15 protein-coding genes are annotated in these 18272 nt (G+C 69.7%); 5 read left to right on the top strand and 10 right to left on the bottom strand.

Features of this window, described 5'->3' with window-relative positions:
* Nucleotides 1-22 precede the first annotated feature (22 nt).
* The 4 genes from CAL24_RS21825 to CAL24_RS21810 are packed head-to-tail and all read left to right on the top strand — an operon-like array spanning nucleotide 23 to nucleotide 3975.
* Complete coding sequence (locus CAL24_RS21825) at nucleotides 23-1024, top strand: ABC transporter substrate-binding protein (protein WP_094807916.1); 1002 nt, start codon at nucleotides 23-25, stop codon at nucleotides 1022-1024.
* Nucleotides 1025-1081: 57 nt separating this feature from the next.
* Nucleotides 1082-1852 (top strand): ABC transporter permease, encoded by a 771-nt coding sequence (locus tag CAL24_RS21820; protein ID WP_028355148.1) that lies wholly within the window; start codon nucleotides 1082-1084, stop codon nucleotides 1850-1852.
* A complete protein-coding gene (locus CAL24_RS21815) occupies nucleotides 1840-2631 on the top strand; it encodes an ABC transporter ATP-binding protein (RefSeq protein ID WP_028355147.1) in 792 nt (263 codons plus the stop codon). Before CAL24_RS21820 ends, CAL24_RS21815 begins: the two co-directional genes overlap by 13 nt.
* Before the next feature lie 27 nt (nucleotides 2632-2658).
* Nucleotides 2659-3975, top strand: coding sequence for an NAD(P)/FAD-dependent oxidoreductase (locus tag CAL24_RS21810; RefSeq protein WP_094807915.1), 1317 nt, complete (start codon nucleotides 2659-2661; stop codon nucleotides 3973-3975).
* A 617-nt stretch (nucleotides 3976-4592) separates the two neighbouring features.
* Here the strand turns inward: CAL24_RS21810 and CAL24_RS21805 are convergent.
* The 10 genes from CAL24_RS21805 to CAL24_RS21760 form a co-directional block, all read right to left on the bottom strand.
* Entirely contained in the window at nucleotides 4593-5960 is a 1368-nt protein-coding gene (locus tag CAL24_RS21805; RefSeq protein WP_249278613.1) for an efflux transporter outer membrane subunit, read from the bottom strand.
* 14 nt (nucleotides 5961-5974) lie between these two features.
* Nucleotides 5975-7963 carry a MacB family efflux pump subunit gene (locus tag CAL24_RS21800; protein ID WP_028355246.1) on the bottom strand — a complete coding sequence of 663 codons (1989 nt, stop codon included), beginning with the start codon at nucleotides 7961-7963 and terminating at the stop codon, nucleotides 5975-5977.
* A gap of 11 nt (nucleotides 7964-7974) precedes the next feature.
* Nucleotides 7975-9177: a macrolide transporter subunit MacA gene (gene macA / locus CAL24_RS21795; protein ID WP_094807913.1), complete on the bottom strand. Its 1203-nt coding sequence runs from the start codon at nucleotides 9175-9177 to the stop codon at nucleotides 7975-7977.
* A 219-nt stretch (nucleotides 9178-9396) separates the two neighbouring features.
* On the bottom strand, nucleotides 9397-10113 hold the full coding sequence (locus CAL24_RS21790; RefSeq protein ID WP_141218104.1) for a hypothetical protein: 717 nt from the start codon (nucleotides 10111-10113) through the stop codon (nucleotides 9397-9399).
* Between the two features lie 98 nt (nucleotides 10114-10211).
* Nucleotides 10212-11216 (bottom strand): Bug family tripartite tricarboxylate transporter substrate binding protein, encoded by a 1005-nt coding sequence (locus CAL24_RS21785; RefSeq protein WP_094807911.1) that lies wholly within the window; start codon nucleotides 11214-11216, stop codon nucleotides 10212-10214.
* 63 nt (nucleotides 11217-11279) lie between these two features.
* Nucleotides 11280-13394: an acetate--CoA ligase family protein gene (locus CAL24_RS21780; protein WP_094807910.1), complete on the bottom strand. Its 2115-nt coding sequence runs from the start codon at nucleotides 13392-13394 to the stop codon at nucleotides 11280-11282.
* Nucleotides 13395-13510: 116 nt separating this feature from the next.
* Entirely contained in the window at nucleotides 13511-14728 is a 1218-nt protein-coding gene (locus CAL24_RS21775) for an acyl-CoA dehydrogenase (RefSeq protein WP_249278612.1), read from the bottom strand.
* Nucleotides 14729-14732: 4 nt separating this feature from the next.
* Nucleotides 14733-15155, bottom strand: a complete 423-nt coding sequence (locus tag CAL24_RS21770; RefSeq protein WP_028355252.1) for a Zn-ribbon domain-containing OB-fold protein — start codon at nucleotides 15153-15155, stop codon at nucleotides 14733-14735.
* Between the two features lie 11 nt (nucleotides 15156-15166).
* Nucleotides 15167-16378, bottom strand: a complete 1212-nt coding sequence (locus CAL24_RS21765; protein WP_094807908.1) for a thiolase family protein — start codon at nucleotides 16376-16378, stop codon at nucleotides 15167-15169.
* Nucleotides 16379-16409: 31 nt separating this feature from the next.
* Nucleotides 16410-17201 carry an enoyl-CoA hydratase-related protein gene (locus CAL24_RS21760; RefSeq protein WP_094807907.1) on the bottom strand — a complete coding sequence of 264 codons (792 nt, stop codon included), beginning with the start codon at nucleotides 17199-17201 and terminating at the stop codon, nucleotides 16410-16412.
* Between the two features lie 106 nt (nucleotides 17202-17307).
* Between CAL24_RS21760 and CAL24_RS21755 the strand changes: the two genes are divergently transcribed.
* Nucleotides 17308-18213, top strand: coding sequence for a LysR family transcriptional regulator (locus tag CAL24_RS21755; RefSeq protein WP_028355254.1), 906 nt, complete (start codon nucleotides 17308-17310; stop codon nucleotides 18211-18213).
* The last annotated feature ends 59 nt before the right edge of the window (nucleotides 18214-18272 follow it).

Raw genomic sequence — 18272 nt, 5'->3', positions numbered from 1 at the left:
AAGCAACGATAAGGAGAGGAGCATGGGCACGACCAGAAGACAACTCATCAAGGGCATGGCGCTGGGCGCCGCCGCATTGGCGCTGCCGGCGGCCGGCCGGGCCCTGGCCGCCGACGCGCAGGCCGTGCGCTACGGCGGCTCGGCCTGGCTGGGCCATTACCCCGCCTGGCTGGCCATCAAGGCGGGCTACTTCAAGGAACAGGGCCTGGAGGTAGGCTGGGAGTCGTTCGGCACCACGTCGGCGCGCGTCAGCGCGCTGCTGTCAGGCAACATCGACATGGCGGTGACCGCCGCGCCGGCCGCGCTGGCCGTGATGTCGCGCGGCTCGCGCCATTTCGCCATCATCGGCGTGCCGGAGAACTTCGGCCGGGTCGAGGGCCTGATCGTGCGCAAGGGCGTGCAGCAGATGGCGGACCTCAAGGGCAAGAAGATCGGCGTCACCTTCGCCTCCAGCGCGCACCTGCTGGTGCTGAACCTGCTGGATCAGGCCGGCCTGCAGCCGGACCGCGACGTCACCGTGCTGAACGTGCCGGCGCCGGAAATGCCGGCCGCCTTCCAGTCGGGGCAGATCGACGCCGCTGCGGCCTGGACGCCCCAGTTCAATGCCATCAAGGCCATGCCCGGCGTGAAGGTGCTGGCCGACGATACCGGCTTCGCGCTCTATAAGGCCTACGGCGTGACGCCGGGTCCGGACGTGCTGGTGGCGCGCCGCGCCTTCCTGAAAGAGCATCCCGAGGCGGCCCGGCGCTTCCTGAAGGCGTATTTCCGCGCCAACGAACAGCTCAAGTCGCAGCCCGACAGCGCCGTGCCGGCGCTGGTCGAGTTGACCAAGCTGACGCCGGCCGAGCAGCTCGAGATGGTGAAAGGGGCGGACTGGTACAGCGCCGCCGAACAGAGCCAGTTGCTGGGCGCCGGCAGCAAGTACATCGACGGGCTGCAGAAGCTGGCCGAGATGATGGTGCAGTACGGCCAGATCGACAAGGCGCCGCCCGTGCGCGAGTGGATCGACCCCGCCTACCTGTAAGCCCGCCCGCACCGACGGCGGGCCCGCGCCCGCCGTGTTTTCGTCTGGAATCCAAGCATGAATGCACAACCTCATCGGCGCCGTCCGGACCTGATGCTGATCAGCAGCGTGTCCGTGATCGTGCTGCTGCTCTTCTGGGAAATGGTCTGCCGCCTGCAGTGGGTGGACCCGCTGTTCCTGCCGCCGCCGTCGGCGGTGTTCGCGCGCATGGCCGCCATGTGGGGCCAGGACGCGCTGTTCGGCCACATCCTGGCCTCGGCCCGCCGCGTGATGGTGGGCTTCGCCGCCGCGACCGCGCTGGCCATCCCGCTGGGCATCTTCCTGGGCACCTCGCAGCGCGCGCGGGCGGCCTTCGACCCGATCCTGTCCTTCCTGCGGCCGCTGCCTTCCATGAGCTGGATCCCGCTGTCGCTGCTGTGGTTCGGCATCACCGAGACGCAGAAGTACAGCATCGTGTTCATGGGCACCTTCGCGCCGGCGCTGTTGTATGTGATCGAGGCCACCCGCAACATCGATCCGCTGCTGATCCGCGCCGCCCGCAACCTGGGCGCCAGCAGTTCGCAGGTCATGCGCTCGGTGATCCTGCCGGCCAGCCTGCCGCAGATCTTCAGCGGCTTCAAGGTGATTCTCGGGCTGTCGTGGACCTGCGTGATCTCGGCCGAGCTGGTGGCTGCCAAGGAAGGCCTGGGTTTCCTCATCATGAACGGCAAGGAATTCTTCCAGACCGACACGGTCGTGCTGGGCATGGCGCTGATCAGCGTCACGGTGCTGGTCACCGACGTGGTGTTCCGGGTCATTGAAAACAGGGTGCTGGCATGGTCGCGATGAATGACTCCATGATCTCCATCGAGGGCGTTTCCAAGGCCTTCGGATCCTTCCAGGCGCTGGACGGCGTCGATCTGCAGATTCCGCGCGGCGAGTTCCTGGTGGTGCTGGGCGCATCGGGCTGCGGCAAGTCGACGCTGCTCAACCTGATTACCGGCTTCGAGCGGCCCAGCGCCGGGCGCATCGTCGTCAACGGGCGCGAGGTGCGCGACGTCGATCCGCATTGCGGCATGGTGTTCCAGCAGTACGCGCTGTTCCCCTGGCTGACGGTGGCCGAGAACGTGGCGTTCGGCCTGAAGATGAAGGGCGTCGGCGCCGCCGAGCGCCGCGCCACGGCGCAGAAGTTCATCGAGATGGTCGGCTTGAAGGGCTTCGAGGACGCCTATCCCAAGGCGCTTTCGGGCGGCATGCGCCAGCGCGTGTCGATCGCCCGCGTGCTGGCCAACGACCCGGACGTCATCCTGCTGGACGAGCCCTTCGCCGCGCTGGACGCCATGACGCGCCAGGTGCTGCAGGAGGAACTGACCCGCATCTACGAGCAGAGCGGCAAGACCATCGTCTTCATCACGCACTCCATCGACGAGGCGCTGCTGCTGTCGACCCGCATGGTCATCATGAGCGCGCGGCCAGGCCGCGTGGCCTGCGACCTGGCCAACGACCTGCCGTATCCGCGCAACGCCGGCGTGCAGCTGTCGCCGCGCTACATCGAACTGAAGTCGCAGATCTGGGACACCGTGCAGGGCGAAGTCATGCGCAGCCTGCAAGCCCGCGCCGACCAATGATTTGTTCAACGCCACATCGCATCCATCATGTCTTCCCCCACAGGGCAATCGCGGACTTACCCCACTTACCAGAGCGGTTCCGGCTGGAACGCCATGCTGCCGCCGCGCGCGGCGCGCAGCGCGGCGCCGCCTGAGCGCCGCGTCAAGTACCTGGTCGTCGGCGCCGGGTATACGGGCCTGGCGGCGGCGCGGCGCATCGCCGAGCTGCGCCCGCAGGACCGCGTGCTGGTCGTCGACGCCACCGTCGCGGGCGAGGGCTCGGCCGGCCGCAATTCCGGTTTTCTGATCAACCTCCCGCACAACACGCGCATGAGCGGGCACCACAGCCCGCTGCAGGTCGCGCGCAAGCAGATCGCCATGTTCCAGGCCGGCCTCGACTGGCTGGCGCAGTTGTCGCAGCAGGGCGGCTTCGATTGCGGCTGGGATGTCGCCGGCAAGTATCACGCGGCGGCCACGCCGGGCGGCGAGCGCAACCTGCGCGCGGCGCTGGCGCAATACCGCGACTGGGGCGTCGACTACACCGAGCTCGACCGCGACGCCCTGCGGGCTGCCCTGGGCACCGGCTATTACCGGTTCGGCTACCACTCGATGAACAACGTGTTCGTGCAGCCGGCCGCGCTGATCCGCGGCCTGGCCGATACCCTGCCGGAGAACGTCTGGCTCATGGAGGATAATCCCGTGCTGTCGATCGCCGGCGCGGGGCCGTACCGCGTCGGCACGCGCGCCGGCGAATACGTGGCGGATAACGTCATCCTGGCCAACAACGCTTTCGCGCGGCGGCTCGGCTTCCTGCGCAGCCGGCTCATCACCATCTATACCTATGCCGGCGTCACGCCGGTGCTGGACCCGGCCCGCCAGGCGCGGCTGGGCGAGCGCGACCAATGGGGCGTCATCCCGGCCAACCGGCTGGGCACCACGCTGCGGCGCATCCGCGGCGGGCGCTTCATGGTGCGCAGCGCCTATTCGTACGAAGCCGAGCAGCCGATGCCGCGCGTGGCGCAGATGCTGCGCGCCGCGTTCGAGCGCCGCTATCCGGACCTGGGGGCCTACGACTTCGAGTACGTGTGGAGCGGTTCCACCGCGCTGACCCGCAACGGCGCCTCGTTCGTCGGGCAGGTGCGGCCGGGCCTGTATGCCTCGGTGGGCTGCAATGGCGCGGGCGTGATCAAGGGCACCATCTACGGCAAGCTGCTGGGCGAACTGGTGGCCGGCCAGCGCAGCGCCATGCTGGACGACCTGGCCGCGTTCGAGAAGCCGAACTGGCTGCCGCCCGACCCGCTGCGCCGCCTCGGCGTGCTGGGCGCCATCGCCCTGCAGGCGCGCAAGGCGGGGCTGGAACGCTAGGCGCGAGCGCCGTCGTGGGAGGTGTCTGACACCCCTCGCGGCACTCGTGGCGTGCCTGGGTCATCGCATGGGGTGTCAGACACCTGGGTGGCTGTCGGGCTTTGCGAGGGCGCGTTTCATTTCATGATAGGTGTCTGACACCCCTTGCGGCGTTCGTGGCGTGCCCGGGTCGTCGCATGGGGTGTCAGACACCTGGGTGGCTGTCGGGCTTTGCGAGGGCGCGTTTCATTTCATGATAGGTGTCTGACACCCCTTGCGGCGCTCGCGGCGTGCGTGGGTCGTCGCATGGGGTGTCAGACACCTGGACGGCTGTCGGGCTTTGCGAGGGCGCGTTTCATTTCATGATAGGTGTCTGACACTCCTCGCGGCGCTCGTGGCGTGCGTGGGGCATCGCATGGGGTGTCAGACACCTGGGCGGCTGTCGGGCTTTGCGAGGGCGCGTTTCATTTCACGATAGGTGTCTGACACCCCTTGCGGCGCTCGTGGCGTGCCTGGGGCGTCGCATGGGGTGTCAGACACCTGGCCAGCCGGCCACCTGGGTGCCTGGTATAGCTGGGCGCGCCTGTGCCGGCATCCGGCGCGGCCCCCCGGGGACGGGGCCAGGGAGCGGCGGCGGCTCAGCGGGTGTCGCCGCCCAGCGCCTGGTAGAGGGTCGCCTGGTTGACCAGCCGGTCGAGGGTGTTCTGGTCCAGTTCGATCTCGGCGGCGCGGCGCTTTTCCTGGGCGTCGAGCCAGAAGCGCAGCGACACCGCGCCGCTGCGGTAGCGCACCTCGTACAGGTCCTCGGCCTGCCGCGCCGCGGCCAGCGACTGCTCCAGCAGTTCGGCCCGCGCGGCCAGCTGGGTGCGCGCCGACAGCGCGTTTTCCACGTCGGCCATGGCCTGGTACAGCGCCTGGCGGAACTGCACCACGCGCAGCGCGTATTCGGTTTCGGAGATGCGGATGTTCAACCGCATCTGGTTCCAGTTGAGGAACGGCAGCGTCAGCCCGGCCCCCAGCGTCGCCACCGGGTTCTGCAGCAGGTTGCCGAGCGCCGTGCTGGTGCCGCCCAGCGCGCCGGTGAGCGTCAGGGGCGGATAGAAACTGGCGCGCGTGGCATCGGTCTGCGCCAGGGCCTCGCGCAGCCGCAGCTCGGCCGCGCGCAAGTCGGGCCGGCGCGCCAGCAGGTCGGCCGGCACGCCGGCCGGCACCGCGGGCAGTGTGGTGGGCGGCAGGCGGGGTGGATCGGCCATGATCCGGTCGGGCGGGCCGTCGAACAGGATGGCCAGCGCATTGAGGTTCTCCACACGCTGCTGGGCCATGTCGGTGCGGGCCGCCTGCTGGCTGGCCAGGTTCTGGCGCGCCTCGGCCACTTCGAGCGCCGACGCGCCGCCCGCGTCGTACTGCGCCTGCACCAGTTCGAGCGTGCGCTGCGCATAGGCAATGCTCTGGGTCGCGCTGGCCAGCCGCTGGTTGATGAAGGCGATGCGCCAATACAAGGTGGCGGTGGTGCCGACCAGCGACAACGCCGCGCTGGCGCGGTCCTGCTCGGTGGCGGCCGCCTCCCATTCCGCCGCGTCGCGCTGCGCCTGCAGGCGGTCCCACAAGTCCAGCTCGTAGCTCACCGACAGGCTGGCGCTGTTGCTGCGCACGATGGTCTGGTCGCGGCGCATGTCGCGCTGGCGGCTCAGGTCTACATTGCCGCCCAGGGTGGGGAACTGGTCGGAACGCGCCAGGCCGGCTCGTAACTGGGCCTGGCGCACGCGCAGGGCGGCGGCGGCGAGATCATTGTTGCGCTCGAGCGCCAGGTCGATCAGGCGGGTCAGCGTGGGGTCGTCGAAGTTGCGCCACCAGACGCCGCCGGCCGCCGCCGCGTCGCGCGCCGTGGCGTAGGTCCAGGCCGCCGGGCTCTGCACCGCCGGGCGTTCGTACGAAGTGCGCATCAGGCCGCAGCCGGCCAGCGCCAGCGGCACGGCCAGCAGGCACCAGAGGACGGGGCGGGGCATGGAGGACGGGGTGTTCATTCTCTGGCCAGGGATTCGACCGGGTCGAGCCGGGCGGCATTGCGCGCCGGCAGGTAACCGAAGCCCACGCCGATCAGCGTGGAGCAGACAAAGGCGGCCACCATGGAGGCGCCGGAATAGATCAGGCGGAAGCTGCCGCCGGACGCCTGCGCCACCAGCACGCCCAGGCCCAGCGACAACAGGATGCCCAGCATGCCGCCGATCAGGCAGACCAGCACCGCCTCGATCAGGAACTGCTGCATGATGTCGCTGCGGCGCGCGCCGACCGCCATGCGCACGCCGATCTCGCGGGTGCGCTCGGTGACCGACACCAGCATGATGTTCATCACGCCGATGCCGCCCACCACCAGCGAAATGATGGCGATGGCCGACACCAGTAGCGTCATGGTGGCGGTGGTGCGCTCGATGGTCTGCCGGATGGTGTCGGTGTTGAAGACGAAGAAATCCTTGGTGCCGTGGCGCTGCAGCATGAGGCGCGTGATGGCCTGCTCGGCGGCCTTGGTCGGCATGGCGTCGCTGACCCGCACCGTGATGCTGCGCAAGTGCTGCTGGCCCAGCACGCGGCTGAGCGCGGTGGTGTAGGGGATCCAGACATTGAGCGTCTGGCCGTCGCCGAACATGCTTTCCTTGCGCACCGTCACGCCAATGACCCGCGCCGGCACCGTGCCCAGGAAAATCACCTGGCCGACCGGGTCGGTGTGGTTGCCGAACAGCGCCTTGCGGGTGTTCTCGTCGATCACCACCTCCTGGGCGCGCCGGGTCACCGCCTCGCCGTCGAAGAACTGGCCCTGCGCCAGCTTCAGCCCGCGCACGCGGAAGAACTGCTCGCCCACCCCCTGGATCGAACCGTTCACCGACACATTGCGATAGCGCAGCGAGGCCGTGGTCGACGCTTCGGGAGTGACGCTGTCGACGTAGGTCTGGCGCGCCAGCGCGTCCGCGTCGGCCGGCACCAGGGTGCGGATGGTGGCGGCTTTCTCGTCGCCGAAGTCCTTGCCCGGGTAGATGTCCACCGTATTGGTGCCGATCTCGCTGATGTCGGCCAGGATCTTCTGCCGCGAGCCCTCGCCCAGGGCCACCACCGACACCACCGCGGCGATGCCGATCACGATGCCCAGCATGGTCAGGAAGGTGCGCAGCCGGTGCGCGTTCATGGCCAGCAGCGCCATGTGCAGCGATTCGTTGGCCCGTTCCAGCAGCGCCTGCCACGGGCGCGTGCGTTCGCGCGGCGCCTCGGCGCGCACCGGGTCGCCGGGCGCCGCCGCGGGCGCCGGCGGCACCTCGGCGTGGCGGCGGTCGGACACGATCCGGCCGTCGCTGATCTCGATGATGCGGCGCGCGTGCTGCGCCACGTTCATGTCGTGCGTGACGATCACCACGGTATGGCCGGCGCCGTTGAGCTCCTCCAGGATGCGCAGCACCTCCTGGCCGGTCTGGGTGTCCAGCGCGCCGGTCGGCTCGTCGGCCAGGATGATGCGCCCGCCGTTCATCAGCGCGCGCGCAATGCTCACGCGCTGCTGCTGGCCGCCCGACAGCTGGCCGGGCCGGTAGTCCAGCCGGTGGTCCAGCCCCAGGCGGCGCAGCAGCGCCTGCGCCCGCGCGCGCCGCGCGCCGCGGGCGGTGCCGGCATAGATCGCCGGCATTTCCACATTGCCCTGCGCGGTCAGGTCGGCCAGCAGGTGATAGCGCTGGAAGATGAAGCCGAAATGCTCGCGGCGCAGCTCGGCCAGCTCGTCCGGGTCCATCGAGTCCGTGGCGCGGCCGTCTACTTCGTACACGCCCCGGCTGGGCCGGTCCAGGCAGCCCAGGATATTCATCAGGGTGGACTTGCCCGAGCCCGATGCGCCCACGATGGCCACCATTTCGCCGGCCTCGATGCGCAGGTTGACGTCGCGCAGCACCGCCACGGTCTGGTCGCCGGCGGCGAACTCGCGCCACACGCCGTCCAGGCTGATGAGCGGTCGGCTGTCCGCGGGCGCCGGCATGGCCTGCTCCGTCATTGCGGCGCCGCGGGCGCGGCGGCCTCGGCGGAGACCACCTTCTCGCCGGCCGACAGGCCTTCCAGGACCTGGGCGGTGACGTTGTTGTTCATGCCCACCTTGATCTGGCGCTCGACCGGCTGGTTGTCCGCGCCGACCACCCGCACGGTATAGCGGCCGTCCTCGCCACGCTTGCCGAGCGCCGACGACGGGATGACCAGGGTCTGCCTGGCTTCTCCGAGGACGATGAAGACCTGCGCGGTCATGGAGATGCGCAGCGTTTCGTCCGGGTTGGGCACTTCGAACAGGCCGTTGTAATAGACCGCCGCGCTGGTGCCGGTGGTGGTCGAGCTGGCGCCGGTCAGGGCGCTGGTGCTCTCGTCGCGCTGGATCGAGTCGGGCGCCGGCTCGATCGCCCGCAGCGTGCCGTAATAGCGCTTGTCGGGTTCGCCCAGGATGGTGAAATACACCTTCTGGCCTGGCCGCACGCGCGTCACGTCGGCCTCCGAGATCTGCGCCTTGACCGTCATGGTGTCGACCTGCGCCACCTTGATGATGGTGGGCGCGGTCTGGATCGAATTCACCGTCTGGCCTTCCTTGGTGACAATGGCCACCACCTTGCCGTCCATCGGCGACGAGATGCGGGTGTAGCCGAGATTGACGCGCGCCTTGTCGACTTCGATCTCGGCCTGGGCGATCTGCGCGTCCAGCGCGGCGATCTCGGCGCGCGTCACCTTCAGGTTGGCCTCGGCCTGTTCGAAGTCCTCGCGCGAACTGGCGTCGCGCGACAGCATCTGGCGCTGGCGCGCGTACGCCAGCTCGGCCTGCTTGAGCGTGGCCAGCTTGGCCTGGCGTTCCGCCTTGCGGGTCGCCAGCGCGGCCTGGGCGTTGCGCAGGTCGTTCTGCTGCGTCATGTCGTCGATCTCGGCGACCAGCTGGCCCTGCTGGACTTCGTCGCCCAGTTGCACCTTCAGCGACTTCAGCTGGCCCGACACCTGGGCGCCGACACTGACCTGGCGCACCGCCTCCAGCGTGCCGGAGGCGAGCACGCTGTCCTCCATGTCGGCCAGCCTGGCTTCGGCGGTGGCGAAATCGGGCTTGGGCGGCGCGCTGAAGAACAGCACCTTGCCGAGGAGCAAGATGGCCGCCACGGCCAGGGCAATCCAGATATAGCGCTTTTTCCTGCTCTTGCCCGGGGGCTGTCTGGTCGGTTCGGACATGCGATGCGATGGGGAGGGTTGGAGCCGGCACGACGGGCGGCGCCCGAGCCAGGCGGGCGGGGCCGCGGGCGGCTCATGCCAACGCGCAATCGTACTCGATCATGCATGACGCCATGGCATGCCGCCCATGGGAGCCGGCCGGGGCATTAAAACACGCTGGCCGGATGCGCGGCCGCGCCGGCGGCGCGGCGCGGGGACGCCCGGACCGGCCGCATTCGGTCAGGCCGGCACGGGCCGGCGCACCAGCGGCCAGGCCAGCAAGAGCAGGGCGCCGGCCAGCAGCGTGCCGCCCGCCACATAGAAGATGAACCGCGCGTGCGCGATCATTTCGGCCTGCTGGCCGGGCAGTGTGTCGATGCTGCGCATGAGCAGGGCCCGCAAGTCGGGCGGCGTCACGATATAGGCGAATACCAGCAGCGTGGCGCCGATCAGCGTCAACAGCAGGCCGGTCCAGCCCAGCCACGCCAGGCGGCGCGACGCGGGTTCGCCCGGCGCCGCCTTGGCCGGTTTGAGGGCTTTCGCGGCGGGCCGGCTGGCGGCCGCGGCGGCGGCCGGTTTCGCGGCTGGATCCGGCGGCTGCCTGGGCCGCAACAAGCGGGGCACATAGGCCAGCAGCCCCAGCGCCGCGGTCGCTCCCAGCAAGGCGGCCGCCGAGACCCGGCCGCCGCCCGCCAGCCAGTGCGGCAGGCCCCCGGCCAGCGCGCCTCCCAACAGGCTGTACAGGAAACGGCCCGCCAGGAAGCAGCCCAGCAGGATCAGCATGACCGTGACGAGTACCGCGATGCCGTTGGAAATATCCTGCCGGCGCGCATCGGCCTCGGCATGCAAGTTGCGGCGAATGAAGGCCAGGCAAACCGCCGTGGCGGCCAGCAGGATGGCGGCGGCGAGCAGCGTCACGCCAAAGCCGAAAAGAAAGCGCGCTAGAACCAGGAGCATGTAGGTGGACGGGGCAGCGAATATCGCAGTCGTTGCGAATTGTGCCATGAGGGCCGCGACCCCGTCCGCGCCGCCTCTCCGGTAGAGAGGGGACGGCGCTACTTCTTCGCGTCGATGATGTTCAGCATCTCGCCCAGCGACCGATAGAGCTCGTACTGCTTGCGGGTGAACTCGCGCGTTTCCTGCGGCGACATGACATGCGGAATGGAGCCGGTCTGCGCGGTCATGGCGCGCCACTTCGGGTCCTTGTCGATGGCCTGCATGGCCGCCACCAGCTTGGCGGTGACCTCCTCCGGCAATCCGGGCGGCCCGAATATCGCGCTCCAGCCCACCACGGCTTCCATCTCGGCGTAGCCCAGCTCCCGCGCGGTGGGCACGTCCGGCAGTTCGGCGATGCGCTGTTCGGTGGTGACGATCAGCGCGCGCAGCGCGCCGGCCTTGATCTGCGACAGGAACGGCCCCAGGCTGCCGCAGGAAAACTCGGTTTCGCCGGCCAGCAGCGAAGTCACCGTTTCGCCGGTGCCCTTGTATGGAATCTGCGTGGGCGTCTGGTCGGTCAGCTTGAGCAGGCGGAACAGTTGCCGCGGGCCCATGTCGTTGGTGGTCAGCACGCCCGCGGTACCGTAGTTCAGCGATTTGCCGCGGCTCTTGATTTCCTGCACCAGGTCGCCGAAGGTCCGGTAGGGCGACTTGGCGTTGACCACGCAGCCATAGGGGTTGAGTTCGAGCGTGCCGATGAACGTGTAGTCGTCCCACTTGTACTTGGTGGTGCCCGGCATGATGGCCGGCATGATCGCCTGCGAGCCGGTGCGGGCCAGCAGCAGGGTATAGCCATCGGGCGGCGCGGCGATGGCCTGCGCCGAGCCGATCACGCCGCTGGCGCCGGTCTTGTTCAGCACGACCACGGGTTGGCCCAGCACCTTGGCCGCCGCGGCGGCGAACGAGCGCGCCGCCAGGTCGGCGTCGCCGCCGGCGCTGAACGGCGAGATCAAGGTGATGGTCCGGTCGGGATAGGCGGCCTGCGCCGTCCCCAGGCCGGCGCCCAGCAAGACGGCGCCGAGCAAGTGCCGCAGTACTCTGGAAAAGCGGGAATGGGTCTGCATCTTGTGTCTCCTTCATGCCTTGTGGAAGAAGGGCGCCGCCGCAACGGCGGCGCCCGGAAGGGACTACGCCTGCGGGTCGCGCAATACCATCACGCAATCGACCGCCACCGGCCCGGCGGGGCCGACGCGCACCGGATTGAGATCCAGCTCGGCAAGCCGCGGCGTGGCCGCGGCCCAGCGCGACAGGTCCGACAACAATCGCGCCACGGCCCGGCGATCCACCGCCGGCTGGCCGCGCACGCCATCCAGCAACGCGCCCATGCGCAACTCGTCCAGCATGGCCAGGCCCGTATCCACGTCGAACGGCGCGCGCCGGAAGGCGACGTCCTTCAGCACTTCGACCAGCACGCCGCCGCTGCCGACCATGACCATGGCGCCGAACACCGGGTCGCGCTGGACGCCCACCACCAGTTCGAGATGGCCCTCGGCCATGGGCTGGACCAGCACGCCCGCGATGCGCGCGCCGGGAGCGTGGCGCGCGGCGTTGGCCAGCAGCGTGGCCACCCCCGCGCGCACCGCCGCCGCGTCGTCCAGCTTGAGCAGCACGCCGCCCACCTCGGTCTTGTGCGCGATATCGGGCGATTCGATCTTGAGCGCGACCGCGCGCCCGCAGCCGCGCCAGGCGGCGACCGCTGCGTCGCCATCGCGCGCCAGCGCGACCGGCGCCATGGGGATGCCGGCCGCCTGCAGCCAGGCGGTCGCCTGGACGCTCGGCACCATGCCGTCCCGGCGCGGGTCGAGTCCCGGCGGGCAGGGCGCGGCGGCGGCGGTCGGCTGCGCCGCCGCCGGACGGCCGGCGTGGTAGCGGGCCAGGGCGGCGGCGGCTTCCACCGCGCGCTCGCCGGCGCCGTAGACCGCGATGCCGAGTTCGCGCAGGCGCTGCGGCGCCGCCGGCGGGGCGGCGACCCAGCACACGAAGAAAGGCTTGTCGGTGCGCGCCTGGATCTCGGCGAAGATGGCGACCAGCGTGTCCACATGCGCCGTCATCAGCTGCAGCCAGACGATCGCCACGTGCACTTGCGGATCGTCGAGCAGGGCGATGACGGATTCGCGCAGCAACTCCGGGCGGGCGACGAACTGGCCGGTCACGTCGACCGGATTGCCGGCCGCGCCGAAGGCCGGCATGAACTCGGCCAGCCGGCGCTGCGTGGCGGCCTCCAGCGCGGGCACCGTCAGCCCGACCTCTTCGGCGCGGTCCGCCATCATGACGCCGGCGCCGCCCGACTGGGTGGCGATGCCCAGGCCGAAACCGGCGCAGGCGCGCGGCTGGGCCAGCGCTTCCAGCATGTCCAGCATCTGCTCCTCGTTGCGCGCGCGCAGCACGCCATATTGGCGGATGACTGCATCGAAGACCGCGTCCTGCACCGCCAGCGCGCCCGTGTGCGAGGCGGCCGCGCGCGCGCCGGCGGCCATGCGCCCGACCTTGGTCAGCACCAGCGGCTTGCCCAGTTCGCGGCAGCGCCGCGCCAGCCGGACCAGGCCGTCGCCGTCCGCCAGCCCTTCCAGGTAGCCGGCCGCCACGCGGATGCGCGGGTCCTCGATGACCGCCAGCATCAGCTCCGTGAACGCCAGGCCGGCCTCGTTGCCGGTATTGATGAAATAGCCCAGGCCCAGGCCGCGCTGGCGCACCAGCGCGGCGATCGCCGTGCCGAACGCGCCCGACTGGGTCACGAAGGCGATCGGGCCGGCGCCGGTCTCGCCGTCCGCATACTGGCTGAAAGTGGCGTAGACGTTCTCGAAGGCATTGATGAAACCCAGGCAGTTCGGGCCGCACAGCAGCACCCCGGCGCGCTGCGCGGCGGCGGCCAGACGCTGTTCGAGCGCGCGCCCCGCGGCGCCCATCTCGCCGAAGCCGGAGCTGAACACCACGGCGGCCGGCACGCCGCGCGCGCCGAGCGCCTCGACGCTGGCGATGACTTCGCTGGCCGGCACCGCCACCACCGCCACGTCGACCCCGTCGGGCAGGCTGGCGATGTCCGGGTAGCAGGCCAGCCCGGCGATCTCGCGATACTTGGGATTGACCGGCAGGATGCGGCCCGTATAGCCCTTGTCGAGCAGGTGCTTGAGCGGACGGCCATTGACCTTGGACAGGTCGGCCGAGGCGCCGATGACCGCGATCGCGCGGGGATGGATCATGCGCTGGATGGCGTCGGTGCGGGAGGAGTCGGTCAGGTTCATATCCGTGGTTCGAGGTCTGAAACGCACAAAGTGAAACCGAAAAAGCCGCTGCCGTGGCCAGTCCTGCGCCGCGCGGCGGTGGCGCCGCCGTGCGCCGGCCGCCGCCGGCGCGCGGGTCATGCAAAAGCCGAAATGCCGGTCTGGGCGCGGCCGAGCACCAGCGCATGGATGTCGTGGGTGCCCTCCAGCGTGTTGACCGTCTCCAGGTTCAGCACATGGCGGATGACATGAAAGCCGTCCGAAATGCCGTTGCCGCCGTGGATGTCGCGCGCCATGCGGGCGATCTCCAGCGCCTTGCCGGCGCAATTGCGTTTCATGAGCGACACCATTTCCGGGCTGGCCCGGCCGGCGTCGCGCAGGCGGCTCAGTTGCAGGCAGGCGTGCAGGCCCAGGGTGATCTCGGTCTGCATGTCGGCCAGCTTCTTCTGGATCAGCTGGTTGGCGGCCAGGGGGCGGCCGAACTGCTTGCGGTCCAGGGCATACTGGCGCGCGGCGTGCCAGCAGAATTCGGCGGCGCCCATGGCGCCCCAGCAGATGCCGAAGCGGGCGTTGTTCAGGCAGGCGAACGGCGCGCCGATGCCCCTGGCGGCGGGCAGGCGCTGCGACTCGGGCACGAACACCTCGTCCATCAGGATCTGGCCGGTCGGCGAGGCGCGCACCGAGAACTTGCCGTCGATCTTGGCCGTTTCCAGGCCCGGCATGCCGCGCTCCAGGATGAAGCCGCGCACCTCGCCCGCATCGTCCTTGGCCCAGACCACCATCAGGTCCGCGATCGGCGCATGGGTGATCCAGGTCTTGGTGCCCGACAGGCGCCAGCCGCCTTCCACCTGCCGCGCGCGCGCCGCCATGGAGCCAGGGTCGGAGCCGTGGTCCGGCTCGGTCAGGCCGAAGCAGCCCAGCAGCTCGGCGCGCGCCATCGCGGGCAGGTAGCGCTCGCGCTGCGCCTGGCTGCCGAACAGGTAGATCGGCATCATCGACAAGGTGCTCTGCACCCCCAGCGCCGAGCGGAAGGCCGTGTCGACCCGCTCGAACTCGCGCGCGATCAGGCCGTAGCCCACATAACTGATGCCCGCGCAGCCGTAGCCGTCGATGGTGGCGCCGAGCAGGCCGAGTTCGGCCATTTCTTTCATTACCGCGACGTCGAAGTCTTCGTGGCGGTGCGCCAGCAGGATGCGCGGCATCAGGCGCTCCTGCGCATAGGCGCGCGCGCTGTCGCGGATCATGCGTTCCTCGCCGGTCAGCAATTCATCCAGGCACAGCGGATCCTCCCAATTGAAGGACACGTCGCGCATGGCGGCCTTGCGCAGCGTCTGCGGATCGGGTTCCGGGCTCATGGTGTCAGTCCAGGGGATGGAACTTGGGAATGCCGGCGTCTTCGCTGATGGTCTCGAAATGCACGCCGACCCGCATGCCGATGCGGATGTCCTCCGGAGCGCAACCGGTCACGTGGCCATACAGGCGCGCGCCGTCGTCCAGGTCGATCAGGCACAGGATCAGCGGCAAGTCCTGCTGCCAGCCCGGATAGTTCATGGCTACCGAGCGCGACACCGTATGCGAATACACGGTGCCGGTCGGCCGCGCCTCGGTCCAGCGCAGCTCGCGCGAGCCGCACTCGATGCACCACGGCTTGGGGTGGAAGTTGAACGTGCCGCAGCGCTGGCATTTCTGCAGCACCAGGCGGCCCTCGCGGGCGGCACTCCAGAACGGGCGCGTCTGGTCGGTGATGGCGGGCAGCGGCTTGTGCAGGGGGGAATCGGTCATGGTCAAGGCCCTCAATCGTCGTTGCCGAGCACGACGGCGACGCAGCTGCGCCCCGGCCGGCCATAGGGAATGCCGCCGAAGCCGCACGCCGCGCCGATGCGCGCGTTCTTTACCTGGCGCTCGCCGGCCTCGCCGCGCAGCTGCGTCACCGCCTCGATCAGCGGCATGAAACCGCCGATGGCGCCGCCCGGCTGGCCGCCGGAGAGCTGGCCGCCGTCGGTGGAAAGGGGAAAGTCGCCGTCGAAGCGCAGGTCGTGCTCGTCGATGAAGCGCCCGCCTTCGCCTTTCTTGCAGAACCCCCAGTCCTCGATGGTCATCATCGAAATGAAGGGGTAGTCGTCATAGGGCTGGAAGAAATCGATGTCGGCATGCGAGACGCCGGCCATCTTCAGCGCAGCCGGCCCGGACTGCGCGAAGCCGGTGGTGGTGATGTCGGGCAAGGCGCGCGCGCCATGGTAGTAATTGTTGGCTTCGCCGAAGCCGCGCAGCCAGACCGGCTTGTCGCACAGGCGCCGCGCCGTCTCGCCCGAGGTCACGACATAGGCCAGCCCGCCGTTGACAATGGGCACGCAGTCCAGCAGCCGGATCGGGTCCGACAGCACGCGCGAGGCCAGGTAGTCTTCGACCGTGAAAGGCGTGCGATAGATCGCGCCGGGATGCAGCGAGGCATGGAAACGGTTGCTGGCCGCGATCTTGCCCAGTGTCTCGAAACGCAGCCCCGGGAACTGGTGCATGTAGCGCGTCAACACCAGCGCGAACTGCGCGGTCGCGCCCATGACGCCGAACGGTCCCTGGAAATCCCAGTACACGCCGCGCGATCGCTCGGGCGACAAGGGCAGGCCGGGCGCGGCCGAGGGAATGTTCAGCGGCGTGTCGGCGCCGACCACCAGCACGCGGTCTACCACCCCCGCGCGGATCAACGCCGCCGCGCGGATCAGCATGGCCGTGGCGGAAGCGCCGCCCTGGTCGGCGCGCAGCAGGATCTGCGGGCTGATGCCCAGGTTCTCGGCCGTCGCGGCCGACCAGTTGACGGTGTGCGCCGTCTCCGCGTGCGCCACGCCCAGCCCCTGGCCGTCGAAATCATTCTTGGACATGCCGGCCTGCTGCAGGGCCAGGTCGGCCGCCCAGGCGATGTACTCGTCGACCGTGTAGAGGGTTTCGCCCGGCTTGGCGCGGCTGTAGGGCGTGCGCCCGGTGCCGATGATCGCTACATCTTGGGACATCGAGAACTTCCTCGCGTGGTGGGGGGAATCTTCAGCGCCCGGCGAAAACCGGCGGGCGGCGTTCGGCGAAGGCGCGCATGCCTTCTTTCTGGTCCTGCGTGTCGAACAGCAGCTCGAACGCCTGGCGTTCCAGCTGCAGGCCGGTGGCCAGGCTGGCGTCGGCGCCGGCCAGGGCGACCCGCTTGATCTGGCGCACCGCGATCGGCGGTCGCGAGGCGATCAGCCGCGCCAGCTCCAGGGCGCGCGCATCGAGGCGTTCGTCGTCGACCACCTCGCTGGCCAGGCCGATGGCCAGCGCCTCCTCGGCCGAGATCGGCTCCCCGGCGAGCATCAGCCGCATCGCGCGCCAGTATCCCAGCGCGCGCACCAGGCGCTGCGTGGCCCCGCCGCCGGGCATGATGCCCACATTGACCTCCGGTTGGCCGAAGCGCGCGCTGCGCGCCGCCAGGATGATGTCGGCATGCTGCGCCAGCTCGCAGCCCCCGCCCAGCGCGGGGCCGGCCACGGCGGCGATCAGCGGCTTGCTGAAGCCGGCGATGACCCGCCAAGTCTCCAGCACCGGCAGCCGCGCCACCGCGCCGGCGTCGAGGCCGGCGATTTCCTTGAGGTCGGCGCCGGCCGCGAAGCAGCCGTGGCTGCCGCGCAGCACCACGCAGCGCACCGAGGCGTCCTGTTCCAGCGCCTCGAACGCCTGGCGCAGCGCCTGGCGCAAGGCCGAGTTGAGCGCATTGCGCGCCGCGGGCCGGTTCAGGGTAAGCCGCGCCACGCCCTGGTCCGGGCGGTCCAGCAGCACCAGGTCGTTATCGCGCGCCGGCCCATCCATGCTTGTCTCCCGTGTTGTGATGGGCCTCATTGTTGTAAGCTCGGGAGCCATTCGACAACTTTATATATGGAATACTGAAAATTCAGATTCCAAATAAAGGGCGCGTATGAACCTGCGGACGCTGGACCTGAACCTGCTGCTGGTCTTCGATGCGATCTTTGCCGAGCGCAATATCTCCAAGGCCGCCGCCCGTTTGCACCTGTCCCAGCCCACCGTCAGCAATGCGCTGGCGCGCCTGCGCGAGCGGCTGGAAGACCCCTTGTTCGAGCGCAGCGCGCAGGGCATGGCGCCGACCGCCCGCGCCAAGGCCCTGGCCGAGCCGGTGCGCCAGGCGCTGGCGCTGCTGGAAAGCGGCCTGCGCGGCGCCGACGATTTCGATTTCGCGCACGCCGAGCGCGAATTCGTGGTCGCGGTGGAGGACTACGGCGAGACCGTGGTGCTGCCGCGCTTCATCGACTGGCTCGGCACGGCCGCGCCGGGCATCCGCATCACCATCCGGCCCGAGCCCGGCCTGCAGCTGCAGGGGGAACTGCGCGAGGGCACCGTGGACCTGGCGCTGAACTATTTCCCGCTGCAGCAGCCGGCGGTGCACAACACCTGCGTGCTGACCGAATCGCTATTGACGCTGACGCGGCGCGACCATCCGCAGGTGTCCGAGCGGCTCAGCCTGGAGGTGTTCCTGTCGCTGCGGCACGTAGTGCTGGCGCACCACGGCAACTCGCGCCCGATGATCGACCTGGCATTGGCCAAGCGCGGCCTGGCGCGCCAGATCGCCGTTACGGTGCCGCATTTCCTGTCGATGCCGGTGCTGGTGCAGAACAGCGACCTGGTCTGCACCCTGCCGCGCCGCATGGGCCTGCTCTACGCCGACCACTTCCGGCTCAAGTCGCACGCGGTGCCGCTGCGCACGCCGCAGTTCCCGGTCTACTTGTCGTGGCACCGGAACGCCGACAGCGACCCTGGGCACCGGTGGTTCCGGGAACGGCTGGTGGATTTTTGCCAGCGGTTGTAGAGGAACTTAACTTGAGCCAATATCTTGGGTGCTCGCTGAGCGAAACTCGCCGCGCCGCC

The sequence above is a fragment of the Bordetella genomosp. 2 genome, assembly GCF_002261345.1.
In the GTDB taxonomy this organism is placed as follows: Bacteria; Pseudomonadota; Gammaproteobacteria; order Burkholderiales; family Burkholderiaceae_B; genus Bordetella_A.
The sequence above is the reverse complement of the archived record's forward strand: the minus strand, read 5'-3'. Positions and strand labels throughout refer to the sequence as shown.

Bases quoted from the DNA above. Each gene is read 5' to 3' on its own strand.
- CAL24_RS21785 (WP_094807911.1), bottom strand. From the start codon at position 11,216: ATGCAGACCCATTCCCGCTTTTCCAGAGTACTGCGGCACTTGCTCGGC.
- CAL24_RS21780 (WP_094807910.1), bottom strand. From the start codon at position 13,394: ATGAACCTGACCGACTCCTCCCGCACCGACGCCATCCAGCGCATGATC.
- CAL24_RS21760 (WP_094807907.1), bottom strand. From the start codon at position 17,201: ATGGATGGGCCGGCGCGCGATAACGACCTGGTGCTGCTGGACCGCCCG.
- CAL24_RS21765 (WP_094807908.1), bottom strand. From the start codon at position 16,378: ATGTCCCAAGATGTAGCGATCATCGGCACCGGGCGCACGCCCTACAGC.
- CAL24_RS21755 (WP_028355254.1), top strand. From the start codon at position 17,308: ATGAACCTGCGGACGCTGGACCTGAACCTGCTGCTGGTCTTCGATGCG.
- CAL24_RS21815 (WP_028355147.1), top strand. From the start codon at position 1,840: ATGGTCGCGATGAATGACTCCATGATCTCCATCGAGGGCGTTTCCAAG.
- CAL24_RS21810 (WP_094807915.1), top strand. From the start codon at position 2,659: ATGTCTTCCCCCACAGGGCAATCGCGGACTTACCCCACTTACCAGAGC.
- CAL24_RS21820 (WP_028355148.1), top strand. From the start codon at position 1,082: ATGAATGCACAACCTCATCGGCGCCGTCCGGACCTGATGCTGATCAGC.
- CAL24_RS21770 (WP_028355252.1), bottom strand. From the start codon at position 15,155: ATGACCGATTCCCCCCTGCACAAGCCGCTGCCCGCCATCACCGACCAG.
- CAL24_RS21790 (WP_141218104.1), bottom strand. From the start codon at position 10,113: ATGCTCCTGGTTCTAGCGCGCTTTCTTTTCGGCTTTGGCGTGACGCTG.
- macA (WP_094807913.1), bottom strand. From the start codon at position 9,177: ATGTCCGAACCGACCAGACAGCCCCCGGGCAAGAGCAGGAAAAAGCGC.
- CAL24_RS21805 (WP_249278613.1), bottom strand. From the start codon at position 5,960: ATGCCCCGCCCCGTCCTCTGGTGCCTGCTGGCCGTGCCGCTGGCGCTG.
- CAL24_RS21825 (WP_094807916.1), top strand. From the start codon at position 23: ATGGGCACGACCAGAAGACAACTCATCAAGGGCATGGCGCTGGGCGCC.
- CAL24_RS21800 (WP_028355246.1), bottom strand. From the start codon at position 7,963: ATGCCGGCGCCCGCGGACAGCCGACCGCTCATCAGCCTGGACGGCGTG.
- CAL24_RS21775 (WP_249278612.1), bottom strand. From the start codon at position 14,728: ATGAGCCCGGAACCCGATCCGCAGACGCTGCGCAAGGCCGCCATGCGC.